Below are 12099 nucleotides of genomic sequence, written 5' to 3'. Positions count from 1 at the left end.
TCATGTTTACTAATATGTTATTTTACGCTAAAAATAGTTTTTCGTATAGCGCTAAACGCCTAAAAAAAGTTATTTTTTCTAAATTGTGATAAAATAGTTTCGAACGCGTTTAATAAAGCGATTTTTGCACGCCTAAAATTTGATAAAAGTGGGGGAATAAAAATGTCTAAATTAACTAAAATTCAAGAAACACTGGGCAAGGAAAAGATAGAAGCAGTCCTTGTCACAAGTGAGTTTAATAGAAGGTATGTTTCGGGGTTCACTGGAACTAGTGGTGTGGCTTTAATTTTACCAGACAAGGCTTATTTTGTAACAGATTTTAGATATACAGAACAAGCAGCGAAACAAGCAGAAGGATATGAAATCATACAACATACTGGTCCGATTTTTGATGCAGTAGAAGATTTATTAATTAAAAACGACACAAAAACACTGCATTTTGAAGCGGATTATGTGACTGTATCCGAGTTTAAACAAATGGAGCACGTATTTAACCGTCAGTTAATCCCGCTTACGGGTTTCTTTGAAGAAATGCGTAAAGTGAAAACTGCAAGTGAACTTAAAGCAATACGCACAGCATGTGATATCGCTGACGCAGCTTTTGCACATATCATTCAATTTATTAAACCAGGCATGGCTGAAATCGAAGTATCTAATGAACTAGAATTCTTTATGAGACGTGCTGGAGCTACCTCATCATCGTTTGATACAATCGTTGCGTCCGGAGTTCGTTCGGCTTTACCACACGGCGTCGCTTCTGATAAAAAAATTGAAGTTGGCGATTTCGTCACAATGGATTACGGTTGTTATTATGATGGTTATTGTTCGGATATGACAAGAACAATCGCGGTCGGTGAACCTGCAGAAAAATTAAAAGAAATTTACCAAATCACTTTAGATGCTCAATTAAAAGTAATTGATAGCTTAAAACCGGGCATGACTGGGATTGAAGCAGATGCTATTGCACGTGATTATATTTCTTCCTTTGGATATGGTGATGCATTTGGACATTCTTTAGGACATGGAATTGGACTTGAAATTCACGAAGGACCAAATCTATCCTTTAAGAGCCCTCAAAAACTGGAAGTCGGACATGTTGTGACAGATGAACCAGGAATTTATTTACCAGGAATCGGTGGCGTTAGAATTGAAGATGATCTATTAATTACTGAAACAGGTAATGAGATTCTAATTCATTCACCAAAAGAATTGATTATTTTATAAAATTTCTTTGTAACTTTGTGTGTTTTATGGTTAAATAAGGAAGAATGAGCAGTTTTAATATGCTCCAAATAAAGATACTTTGCAAATTACAGGAGGAAAAACATGATTTCAGTAAATGACTTTAAAACAGGGTTAACAATAGAAGTAGATAACGGTATTTGGCGCGTGCTAGATTTCCAACATGTAAAACCTGGAAAAGGAGCAGCATTCGTTCGTTCCAAATTACGTAACCTTCGTACAGGAGCAATCCAAGAAAAAACATTCCGTGGTGGCGAAAAAGTAGCAAAAGCGCAAATCGACAATCGCAAAATGGCCTATTTGTACGCAGATGGCACAAATCATGTATTCATGGATAATGAGTCTTATGAACAAATTGAGCTTCCGGAAGACCAAATTGCTCATGAGCTTAAATTCTTAAAAGAAAATATGGAAATTAATATTATCATGTACCAAGGTGAAACAATCGGTATTGATTTACCCAACACAGTAGAATTAGTTGTTACTGCAACTGATCCTGGAATTAAAGGTGATACTTCTTCAGGCGGTTCTAAACCAGCCACTCTTGAAACTGGTCTTGTTGTACAAGTACCATTTTTCGTTAATGAAGGAGACAAACTAGTTATTAATACAACCGAAGCAGCGTATGTTTCTCGGGCGTAAGCAAGAATCGTTTACTACAGCTGGAGTTAATTCTTCAGCTGTTTTTCTATTCCTCAGCGCTTCCGGTACACCTTTTGAATAAAAAGTATGGTACAATAAGGACAATGCGTGATTCATGCAATTTTTTATTTTTAGTATTATTAAGGAGTGTAAAAGGTATGTTATCAATAGATGAAATTAAACAGCTAATTGAGCTGATTGACGAGTCAACCCTAGATGAATTTGAGTTAGAAACGAAAGATAGTAAGATTTTGCTTAAAAAGAATAAAACAGTTGTTGCAGCAGCTGTCCAAGAAGCTCCAATTGCTGCCACACAAACACCAGCTCAAGCAGCGCCGGTAGCACAAGCAGTTGCTCCTCAAGTTGAGGCAAGTGCAGAGGAAGATGCGAGCTTAGAAGTAATTACATCTCCAATGGTCGGGACTTTTTATGCATCCGCTTCACCAGAAGATGCTAATTTTGTTAGCGTTGGGTCTAAAGTATCCGCGCAGTCCGTTGTATGTATTGTAGAGGCAATGAAATTATTCAACGAAATCACTGCTGATATCGACGGGGAAATCGCAGAAATTCTTGTTTCAAGTGGCGAATTAGTCGAATTTGGACAACCACTTTTCAAAGTTAGAAAAAAATAAGGGGTCGAAAAACATGATTAAAAAAGTACTGGTAGCGAACCGTGGTGAAATCGCTGTCCGTATCATTCGCGCTGCAAAAGAACTTGGAGTGGAGACAGTGGCGATTTATTCGGAAGCAGATAAAGAAGCGCTACATATTCAGCTGGCGGATGAAGCTTATTGTGTAGGTCCTGCGGCGACAAAAGATAGTTATTTAAATATGTCCAATATTATTAGCCTTGCTGTTTTAACGAACTGTGATGCTATTCATCCTGGCTATGGTTTCTTAGCCGAAAATGCAGATTTCGCTGAGTTATGCGAAGACTGTAATATTACGTTTATCGGGCCAAGCGCTTCCGCTATTTCGCAAATGGGGACAAAAGACGTTGCCCGCGAAACTATGCGTAAGGCTGGTGTTCCAATCGTTCCTGGTTCACAAGGAATCGTTGCTGATGTGGAAGATGGTAAAAAAATTGCTAAAAAAATCGGTTATCCTGTAATCATCAAAGCAACAGCAGGTGGTGGCGGTAAAGGTATTCGTGTAGCAGAAAATGAAGAGAAACTAATCTCTGGAATACAAACTACCCAACAAGAAGCAGAAGCAGCATTTGGAGATCCAGGTGTTTATCTTGAGAAATACATTCAAGATTTCCGTCATGTAGAAATTCAAGTGCTTGCTGATAACCATGGTAACGTGATTCATTTGGGAGAACGTGATTGTAGTATTCAACGTCGCTTGCAAAAGCTAATTGAAGAATCACCTTCACCTGCCATTGATGAAAAAACACGCCAAAAAATGGGTAAAGCGGCTGTCAAAGCTGCCAAAGCCGTAAATTATTCTGGCGCAGGTACCATTGAATTTATTTATGATCATCACGAAAATAATTTCTACTTTATGGAAATGAATACTCGTATCCAAGTAGAACACCCGGTAACGGAACTTGTTACCGGAGTTGATTTAGTTAAACAACAATTTTTAGTGGCTTCCGGGGAAGAACTACAAATTAAACAAGCAGATGTGAAATTAACAGGTTGGGCGATGGAGTGTCGGATTAACGCTGAAAATCCTGAGAAAAACTTTATGCCAGCTCCCGGAGAAATTAAATTTTACCTTCCTCCAGGTGGTTTAGGTGTTCGAATTGACTCGGCAGCGTATCCAAACTACAAAATTCCACCATTTTATGATTCAATGATTGCCAAAGTAATTTGTTATGCAGAAACACGTGAAGAAGTTATTCGAAAAATGAAACGAGCATTGTCCGAGTTTGCAATTGACGGCATTCCTTCGACAATTCCATTCCATTTACGTGTATTAGATAATGACGTATTTTTATCAGGCGACTTCAACACAAAATTCTTGGAGCAAAATGATGTAATGAATCTTTCTAAGGAGGGCTAAATAATGGCTTATACAAAAGATTTACGTAAACAAAATGATGCGCCGCTCGGCAAAATTGAGATTGCGCCTGAAGTAATTGGCGTAATTGCAGGTCTTGCTGCAAGTGAAATCGAAAATGTTGCTTACATGCAAGGCGGCTTTGCGACAGAAATGCGCGAGAAATTTAGTGGTGCTGTTAACTATCGTAAGGGCGTAAAAGTAGAACTAACTGAAGAAGGTATTCTAATCGAACTTTATTGTTCTGTTCTATTTGGAGCAATTATCCCACTTGTTGCTCAAAATATTCAAGATGTTGTTCGAGATACTATTTTTAATATGACAGGGTTGAATGTTCTTGAAATCAACGTGCATATCGTTGGCGTACAATTTGAAAAAACAGAAACACTTTCCTTCGATGATTTTGAACTATAAAATTCAAGGAACAAAAGGAGCAGCTTTAAAATGAAAAGAAGAGAGGCGCGCGAGAAAGCACTTCAGGCACTATTCCAAATAGAGCTAAACGAAATGTCGCTAGATCAAGCAATCAAAAACATCATGGAAGACGAGCAAGACGACTACATGGAAAATTTAGTAGAAGGTGTTATGGCCAATAAAGCTGAAATTGATGCTATCATTGAGCCTAACTTAGATAATTGGCGTATGGATCGCTTGAGTAAAGTTGATTTATCTTTACTGCGTTTAAGTGTATATGAAATTAAATATTTGGAAGATGTACCAAATAGAGTTAGTTTGAATGAATCTATCGAAATTGCAAAAATTTACAGCGATGAAAAATCAAGTAAATTTATTAATGGCGTACTTGCTAATATTGCACCTGAGGATAAATAAACTTGATTGAGTGCAGGAGAACTCTCTTGCACTCCCTTATTTCGTGATTTTTTAAGAATAATTACGTGGAAAGTATTTTTAAGGGGGCAATACTCATGGGAGAAATTATTGATGGCAAAAAATTAGCGAAAGAAATTCAAGAAAATGTATCAACAGAAGTAGCTGAATTAGTAAAACAAGGTAAGAAACCAGGTCTTGCTGTTGTGCTCGTGGGCGATAATCAAGCATCCCGTACATATGTAAGAAATAAACAAAAAAGAACAGAAGAAGCGGGTATGAAATCCGTTTTAATTGAGCTTCCAGAAAATGTAACAGAAGAAAAATTACTATCTGTTGTAGAAGAACTAAACGAAGATAATACCATTCACGGCATACTCGTGCAGTTACCACTACCAGAACACATTTCAGAAGAAAAAGTAATTGATACTATTAGCTATGATAAAGATGTGGACGGTTTCCACCCGGTAAATGTAGGCAATTTATTTATCGGAAAAGATTCTTTTGTTCCTTGTACACCAGCAGGAATTATTGAACTAATAAAATCGACCGGCACTCAAATAGAAGGTAAACGCGCTGTCGTTATTGGTAGAAGCAACATCGTAGGTAAACCAGTAGCACAATTATTGTTAAATGAAAACGCGACAGTAACCATTGCGCATAGCCGTACGAAAGATTTACCACAAGTGGCGAAAGAAGCAGATATTCTTGTTGTGGCAACAGGTTTAGCTAAATTTGTGAAAAAAGACTATATTAAGCCTGGTGCGATTGTTATTGATGTAGGTATGGATCGCGACGAAAATAATAAATTATGTGGCGATGTTGACTTTGATGACGTGGTAGAAGAAGCAGGATTTATTACACCAGTTCCAGGTGGCGTTGGTCCGATGACAATCACGATGCTACTTGCGAACACATTAAAAGCAGCAAAACGCATTTGGAAAATGAATTGATTAATTGGATGTGAAATGATGGAGCAAGATAAATATTTGACGGTGGCAGCAATAACCAAATATATTGAGAAAAAGTTTGAAGTGGATCCCTACATGAAGCAAGTTTTTGTGCGCGGTGAAATTTCTAACTTAAAACAACCAGCGAGTGGACACCTATATTTTACGGTAAAAGATGAATTTGCAATGCTTCGTTCTGTCATGTTTCAAAAAGCAGTTCAAAAAATTGGTTTTGTTCCTGAAGATGGTATGAATGTACTTATCACAGGTCGAATTGGTGTTTTTACAAAAGCTGGACGTTATCAGTTTTATGCAGAACACATGGAACCGGATGGTGTTGGAGCTCTATATGTTCAATTAGAGCAATTGAAATCACAATTAGAAAAGGAAGGACTTTTTGCGGAAACGCATAAAAAAGTGCTTCCTTCTTTCCCGTCTAAAGTCGCAGTTGTTACCTCAAAAACTGGTGCAGCTGTACGTGACATATTAACAACGATTCATCGGAGAATGCCTTCTGTGGAGGTGATTGTTTATCCGACAATAGTTCAAGGGGAGAAAGCAGCCCAAAAAATAGTCGAAAACATTGGCCGGATAAATCAGCGGAATGACATTGATGTTATGATTATTGGGCGTGGTGGAGGTTCTCTGGAAGAATTATGGGCATTTAATGAAGAGCCAGTTGTTCGTGCAGTGTATGATTCCGATGTGCCTGTAATTTCTGCAGTAGGTCATGAAACCGATTTTGCGCTAAGTGATTTTTCTGCGGATGTACGAGCTGCAACACCAACTGCCGCAGCTGAACTAGCTGTGCCAGACTATCGTGATTTAGAAGAACGACTCGCAGAACGAAAATATCGTTTGCTAGCTGTCACAAGGCAATTACTAGAAAGAAAAGAGCGATTATTAGAGCAACTAAAACAACATTTAATCTTAAATGGTCCAAAACATCAATTAGAACAACAAATGGAACGTACAGATTATTTTGCTGAACGATTAAATAGTGCTTTTTCTAAGCAATTGTTTATTAAACAAACGACTTTCACCCGATTAAATGATCGCCTGCACTACTATCACCCGAACAAAGAAATTGAACTACAAAAAGAACAGATGACTTCACGACTTCAAGCATTAGATAAAGCGATGAAGCAGCTTTTAAAAGACAAACAACAATCTTTCTTCAGGCAAGTAGATGCGTTAGAACATTTAAGTCCTCTTTCTTTATTGAAACGAGGATTTGGTGTAACGTATAAAGAAAATATACTGGTCAAATCGGTACAGGAGCTTGAAGTCGGCGATAACATTCAAGTGAAAATGCAAGGTGGACATATAGATGCACTCATTACCGCAAAGGAGGAAGATATAAGTGGCAACTAAAAAGAAAACTTTTGAAGAAGCAATTGCGGAATTAGAAACAATCGTAGAAGCGCTCGAAAATGGTAGTGCCTCACTCGAAGATTCTCTTGATATGTACCAAAAGGGAATCGAACTAACAAAATTATGCCAAGATAAATTACAATCAGCAGAAAAACGAATGGCAAAAGTAGTCACAGATGCAGGAGAAGAAATTCCTTTTGAAGCGGATGGTGAATAAATTTGCAAGATTTAAGTCTTTTTCTAGAAAAATATAAAAAAGTAATTGATGAGTCGCTTTTTATAGAAATAAGCGAGCGAAATATCGAGCCTAAATTAAAAGAATCTATGTTATATTCTGTTCAAGCAGGCGGAAAAAGGATTCGACCAATGCTGGTTTTCGCTACACTTCAAGCTTTAAAGGTAAATCCGCTTTTAGGTGTAAAAACAGCAACAGCATTAGAAATGATCCACACGTATAGCCTTATTCATGATGATTTACCAGCAATGGATAATGATGATTATCGTCGCGGCAAATGGACTAATCATAAAGTTTTTGGGGATGCAACTGCGATTTTGGCAGGAGATGCATTGCTAACTCTTGCTTTTTCTATTTTAGCTAGAGATGAAAATTTATCTTTTGAAACACGAATTGCTTTGATTAATCAACTCAGTTTTAGTAGCGGTGCAGAAGGAATGGTTGGCGGTCAACTTGCAGATATGGAAGCGGAAAACAATCAAGTGACGTTAGAAGAGCTATCATCCATTCATGCACGAAAAACGGGTCAATTATTAATTTATGCTGTAACCGCCGCTGCAAAAATTGCAGGAGCTGATCCAGAACAAACGAAACGTTTACGAATTTTTGCAGAAAATATTGGGATTGGGTTTCAAATTAGCGACGATATTTTAGATGTAATTGGTGATGAAACTAAAATGGGCAAAAAGACAGGGGGGGATGCTTTTCTGAATAAAAGTACCTATCCCGGATTACTCACGCTTGATGGTGCCAAAAGGGCATTAAATGAGCATGTTACGATTGCAAAGTCAGCGCTTTCAGGGCATGATTTTGATGATGGAATTCTCTTGGAAATTGCTGATTTAATCGCACTTAGAGAATATTAATCTTAATTATCTAGTAATTTCAAAAAATTTTCACATATATAATTCAATTTGATTTGCTTTTCCTAAAATACCGTGTTATACTAATGTAAGATTATTTTTGTGGGTGAAAGATACGATTGTGAACAACTTTCCATCTCGTGCCGTTAAGCAAGAATAGTAAATAATTAGTGTGCATAACACACGAGGAGGAACATGAACATGGAACAAGGTACAGTAAAATGGTTTAACGCAGAAAAAGGATTTGGTTTTATCGAACGCGAAAACGGTGACGATGTATTCGTACATTTCAGCGCTATCCAAGGCGACGGATTCAAATCTTTAGACGAAGGTCAAGCAGTAACTTTCGACGTTGAAGAAGGCCAACGCGGACCTCAAGCAGCTAACGTTCAAAAAGCGTAATTCTATTTTTTGAATAAGAAAAAGCAAATCATTTCGGTGATTTGCTTTTTTATTTGCCAAAAATTATTTTGCGTTGTTTGGTTTAACGACAATTGTTTGCTATAATAAGAACAATTAATCAAGAAAAAAAGTCCTTGCGCGCATGAATGCGAGCGGTTCTTTGGAAAGTGAGTTGTTTTTATTTGGATCTTTTAAAAATAAAGGATCCTTCCTTTATGAAGCAATTGGATATACAAGAATTAGAAGCACTTGCGGCGGATATTCGCGCTTTTTTAATTACTTCTACCTCCAAATCAGGTGGGCATATCGGTCCTAACCTTGGTGTGGTAGAACTAACAATTGCGTTGCATTATACTTTTAATAGTCCAAAAGATAAGTTTATTTGGGATGTTGGTCACCAGTCTTATGTGCACAAAATCCTAACTGGAAGGGCAAACCAATTTGATACTTTACGTGAGCATGGCGGCTTAGACGGATTTCCAAAACGAAAAGAATCTATTCATGACGTATTTGAAACGGGCCATAGTTCCACTTCTTTATCTGCAGCGGCAGGAATGGTTATTGCTAGAGATATTAAAAAAGAGGACTTTTATGTAATTCCAGTGATTGGCGATGGTGCGCTAACAGGTGGCATGGCTTTAGAGGCTTTAAATCATATTGGTGATATGGGTAAGGATATGATTGTTATCTTAAATGATAATGATATGTCCATCGCACCAAATGTAGGTGCACTCCACAACATTCTTGGGAAATTAAGAACCTCTAATAAATTTCAGCAAACCAAAACGAATTTAGATAAACTAATGAGAAAAATCCCTACTGCTGGTGAAAAATTGGCAGATACAGCCGAGAAAGCAAAAGATAGCATAAAACATTTACTTGTAGAAGGAACTTTTTTTGAAGAACTAGGTTTTATGTATCTGGGACCCATTGATGGACACAATTTAGAAGACATTATCATTAACTTGGAATTTGCCAAACGCACAAAAGGGCCTGTATTGCTTCATATCGTCACAAAAAAAGGTAAAGGATACCAGCCAGCTGAATTAGACTCTCGCGGCACCTGGCATGGTACAGGTCCCTATAAAGTTGAAACAGGTAGTTTTATTAAGCCGGTTAAGAAGACGTTATCATGGAGTTCAGTCATTAGCAATGAATTAATGCGATTAGCAGCAACGGACGAGCGTATTGTTGCGATAACGCCGGCAATGCCAGTTGGCTCAAAATTAGAAAAGTTTGCTAAAACATACCCAGAACGTTTTTTTGATGTTGGAATCGCTGAACAACATGCAACAACAATGGCTGGAGGTTTAGCGTCACAGGGAATGAAACCGTTCCTTGCGATATATTCTACCTTTTTACAAAGAGCTTATGACCAGCTAGTACATGATGTTTGTCGACAAAAATTGAATGTCGTAATTGGGATTGATCGAGCTGGTCTCGTAGGAGCTGATGGCGAAACACATCAAGGTGTTTTTGATATTTCTTTTTTGAATAGTATCCCGAATATGATTATTTCGATGCCAAAAGATGAAATAGAAGCAAAGCAATTAATGGATACTGCTTTTGCGTATAACGATGGTCCATTTGCGATTCGTTATCCGCGCGGAAATGGACCAGGTGCATCTTTAGTTGAATCAACCAAACTTATACCAATTGGGCAGTGGGAAACGCTTATTCAACCCCTTGATGCTGTTATTTTAAGTTTTGGGCCGACCATTCAATTAGCCATTCAAGCCGCTCAAGAGTTAGAGGCAAAAGGATGTCATGTTGGAGTAATTAACGCGCGCTATATCAAACCGCTAGATGAGGTATTATTGCATCAGATTTTAAAGCAAAAAATTCCTATTTTGACAGTAGAAGAATCTTTATTAAAAGGTGGATTCGGTACGAGTGTGTTAGAATTTGTGGAGGCGAATAATTATACGGATGTTATTATACATCGAATTGGTTTACCGGATGAATTCATTCGTCATGGTTCTGTACCGTTAATATTGGAATCATATGGTATTTCTAAATCTGGAATAGTATTAAAAATAAATGAAATGCTCGCACAAAGCGAGAAATTAAGGGCGAAGAGACTATGACAATAAAAAAAGAACGTGCAGATATTCTGCTAGTAGAACAAGGCTTATTTGAAACGAGAGAGAAAGCGAAACGAGCTATTATGGCTGGGATTGTTTACCGGAAAGAGGAACGTGTGGACAAACCAGGAGAAAAAATCCCTGTTGATAGCGAACTTCAAGTAAAAGGAAAACAAATGCCATATGTAAGCCGTGGTGGTTTAAAACTAGAAAAAGCTTTACAAGTATTTGATTTTGATGTGAAAGACAAATTAATGCTTGATATTGGAGCTTCTACAGGCGGTTTCACAGACTGTGCTCTACAAAACGGGGCAAGGCATTCCTACGCGCTGGATGTTGGCTATAATCAGCTCGCATGGAAGCTTCGCAACGACGAACGTGTCACTGTGATGGAAAGAACTAATTTTCGCCATGTAACACCAGCTGACTTTGTAGAAGGCTTGGCTGATTTTGCAACTATTGATGTGTCTTTCATTTCACTTAAATTAATTTTGCCTGTACTTAGAAACGTGCTTGTAACTGGCGGTGATGTGATGACACTAATCAAACCACAATTTGAAGCGGGACGAGAGCAGGTCGGTAAAAAAGGAATTATTCGTGATCCAGCTGTACATGCATCAGTAGTTGAACATATTGTTCAATTTGCACTTGAGAATGGTTATGACTTAATGGGGCTAGATTTTTCCCCTATTACTGGTGGAGAAGGAAACATCGAATTTATTGCGCATCTTAAATGGACTGGCGGGGAAACTGGGATAAGCCATTTGGAACCAGATGCGATTGCAAAACTTATCGAAAAAGCGCATACTAAATTAGATAAATAATGTATACCGGAAAGCAGTGATGTTTTCCGGTTTTTGCGTTTACCATGCTCTTTTTGCCTGTTTTGCAATGTATTTCCTATGTATAAAGTATTAAAGAAACTTTTCTTGCATAAATTTGCACTAATTCCGTGACTTTATGCGTTTTTTCGGATAAGATGTAAGTAGAAAATTATCGTGAGGTGAAAAAGGAATGAATAAAGGTCATCGTCATATTATTATTCGAGAATTGATTACATCTAATGAGATTGACACGCAAGAAGATTTAGTAGAACTTCTATTAGAACGCGATGTTAAAGTCACCCAGGCAACTGTTTCCCGTGATATTAAAGAACTTCATCTTGTCAAAGTTCCAACACAAACAGGCGGCTACAAATATAGTCTACCTGCCGATAATAGTTTTAACCCACATCAAAAATTAAAACGCGCTTTGATTGATTGCTTTATTGGGATTGATAATGTGCAATTTATGATTATTTTAAAAGTAATGCCAGGAAATGGAAACTCGGTTGGTGCGCTAATCGATAACTTGGACTGGCCAGAAAAAGCTGGAACTATTTGTGGAGATGACACATGTTTAATTATTTGTCGCTCGGAAGAAAATGCAAAAACATTAACAGATCGTTTTATAGATATGCTTTAAAAATGGTT

The 12099-nt window shown here is 37.6% G+C and carries 14 protein-coding genes; all 14 read left to right on the top strand.

Annotated features, from left to right (window positions below; all coding sequences use genetic code 11):
* Positions 1-162: 162 nt before the first annotated feature.
* The 14 genes from HCB45_RS07660 to ahrC all read left to right on the top strand — a co-directional run bounded on the left by HCB45_RS07660 (position 163) and on the right by ahrC (position 12091).
* Positions 163-1224, top strand: a complete 1062-nt coding sequence (locus tag HCB45_RS07660) for a M24 family metallopeptidase (RefSeq protein WP_185619468.1) — start codon at positions 163-165, stop codon at positions 1222-1224.
* A gap of 102 nt (positions 1225-1326) precedes the next feature.
* The gene (gene efp / locus HCB45_RS07655) at positions 1327-1884 is read left to right on the top strand and encodes an elongation factor P (RefSeq protein ID WP_003722482.1); all 558 of its coding nucleotides are present in this window, start codon (positions 1327-1329) and stop codon (positions 1882-1884) included.
* Positions 1885-2042: 158 nt separating this feature from the next.
* Positions 2043-2516 carry an acetyl-CoA carboxylase biotin carboxyl carrier protein gene (accB, locus tag HCB45_RS07650; RefSeq protein ID WP_185619466.1) on the top strand — a complete coding sequence of 158 codons (474 nt, stop codon included), beginning with the start codon at positions 2043-2045 and terminating at the stop codon, positions 2514-2516.
* 13 nt (positions 2517-2529) lie between these two features.
* Positions 2530-3894, top strand: a complete 1365-nt coding sequence (gene accC / locus HCB45_RS07645; RefSeq protein WP_185318691.1) for an acetyl-CoA carboxylase biotin carboxylase subunit — start codon at positions 2530-2532, stop codon at positions 3892-3894.
* A 3-nt stretch (positions 3895-3897) separates the two neighbouring features.
* A complete protein-coding gene (locus HCB45_RS07640) occupies positions 3898-4305 on the top strand; it encodes an Asp23/Gls24 family envelope stress response protein (RefSeq protein ID WP_185318692.1) in 408 nt (135 codons plus the stop codon).
* Between the two features lie 30 nt (positions 4306-4335).
* Positions 4336-4722, top strand: a complete 387-nt coding sequence (gene nusB, locus HCB45_RS07635) for a transcription antitermination factor NusB (RefSeq protein WP_185318693.1) — start codon at positions 4336-4338, stop codon at positions 4720-4722.
* Positions 4723-4817: 95 nt separating this feature from the next.
* Positions 4818-5672 carry a bifunctional methylenetetrahydrofolate dehydrogenase/methenyltetrahydrofolate cyclohydrolase FolD gene (gene folD / locus HCB45_RS07630; protein WP_185318694.1) on the top strand — a complete coding sequence of 285 codons (855 nt, stop codon included), beginning with the start codon at positions 4818-4820 and terminating at the stop codon, positions 5670-5672.
* Between the two features lie 18 nt (positions 5673-5690).
* The gene (gene xseA, locus HCB45_RS07625) at positions 5691-7043 is read left to right on the top strand and encodes an exodeoxyribonuclease VII large subunit (RefSeq protein WP_185318695.1); all 1353 of its coding nucleotides are present in this window, start codon (positions 5691-5693) and stop codon (positions 7041-7043) included.
* Positions 7033-7260: an exodeoxyribonuclease VII small subunit gene (locus HCB45_RS07620; RefSeq protein WP_003722489.1), complete on the top strand. Its 228-nt coding sequence runs from the start codon at positions 7033-7035 to the stop codon at positions 7258-7260. The genes xseA and HCB45_RS07620 overlap by 11 nt, the downstream gene beginning before the upstream one ends.
* 2 nt (positions 7261-7262) lie before the next feature.
* Positions 7263-8144 carry a polyprenyl synthetase family protein gene (locus HCB45_RS07615; RefSeq protein ID WP_185318696.1) on the top strand — a complete coding sequence of 294 codons (882 nt, stop codon included), beginning with the start codon at positions 7263-7265 and terminating at the stop codon, positions 8142-8144.
* A gap of 198 nt (positions 8145-8342) precedes the next feature.
* Positions 8343-8543 carry a cold-shock protein gene (locus HCB45_RS07610; protein ID WP_003719639.1) on the top strand — a complete coding sequence of 67 codons (201 nt, stop codon included), beginning with the start codon at positions 8343-8345 and terminating at the stop codon, positions 8541-8543.
* Between the two features lie 167 nt (positions 8544-8710).
* Positions 8711-10630: a 1-deoxy-D-xylulose-5-phosphate synthase gene (dxs, locus tag HCB45_RS07605; protein WP_185318697.1), complete on the top strand. Its 1920-nt coding sequence runs from the start codon at positions 8711-8713 to the stop codon at positions 10628-10630.
* Positions 10627-11451 carry a TlyA family RNA methyltransferase gene (locus HCB45_RS07600; protein WP_185318698.1) on the top strand — a complete coding sequence of 275 codons (825 nt, stop codon included), beginning with the start codon at positions 10627-10629 and terminating at the stop codon, positions 11449-11451. Before dxs ends, HCB45_RS07600 begins: the two co-directional genes overlap by 4 nt.
* Positions 11452-11641: 190 nt before the next feature.
* Positions 11642-12091, top strand: coding sequence for a transcriptional regulator AhrC/ArgR (gene ahrC, locus HCB45_RS07595; RefSeq protein WP_003722493.1), 450 nt, complete (start codon positions 11642-11644; stop codon positions 12089-12091).
* Positions 12092-12099 lie beyond the last annotated feature (8 nt).

The organism is Listeria farberi, assembly GCF_014229245.1.
Lineage (GTDB): Bacteria > Bacillota > Bacilli > Lactobacillales > Listeriaceae > Listeria > Listeria farberi.
Note: the sequence above shows the minus strand (reverse complement) of the source record. Positions and strands in the feature narration are given on the sequence as shown.

What these genes read in the sequence shown, in the direction of transcription:
- HCB45_RS07660 (WP_185619468.1), top strand. Translation starts at nt 163, where the DNA reads ATGTCTAAATTAACTAAAATTCAAGAAACACTGGGCAAGGAAAAGATA.
- efp (WP_003722482.1), top strand. Translation starts at nt 1,327, where the DNA reads ATGATTTCAGTAAATGACTTTAAAACAGGGTTAACAATAGAAGTAGAT.
- accB (WP_185619466.1), top strand. Translation starts at nt 2,043, where the DNA reads ATGTTATCAATAGATGAAATTAAACAGCTAATTGAGCTGATTGACGAG.
- accC (WP_185318691.1), top strand. Translation starts at nt 2,530, where the DNA reads ATGATTAAAAAAGTACTGGTAGCGAACCGTGGTGAAATCGCTGTCCGT.
- HCB45_RS07640 (WP_185318692.1), top strand. Translation starts at nt 3,898, where the DNA reads ATGGCTTATACAAAAGATTTACGTAAACAAAATGATGCGCCGCTCGGC.
- nusB (WP_185318693.1), top strand. Translation starts at nt 4,336, where the DNA reads ATGAAAAGAAGAGAGGCGCGCGAGAAAGCACTTCAGGCACTATTCCAA.
- folD (WP_185318694.1), top strand. Translation starts at nt 4,818, where the DNA reads ATGGGAGAAATTATTGATGGCAAAAAATTAGCGAAAGAAATTCAAGAA.
- xseA (WP_185318695.1), top strand. Translation starts at nt 5,691, where the DNA reads ATGGAGCAAGATAAATATTTGACGGTGGCAGCAATAACCAAATATATT.
- HCB45_RS07610 (WP_003719639.1), top strand. Translation starts at nt 8,343, where the DNA reads ATGGAACAAGGTACAGTAAAATGGTTTAACGCAGAAAAAGGATTTGGT.
- HCB45_RS07600 (WP_185318698.1), top strand. Translation starts at nt 10,627, where the DNA reads ATGACAATAAAAAAAGAACGTGCAGATATTCTGCTAGTAGAACAAGGC.
- ahrC (WP_003722493.1), top strand. Translation starts at nt 11,642, where the DNA reads ATGAATAAAGGTCATCGTCATATTATTATTCGAGAATTGATTACATCT.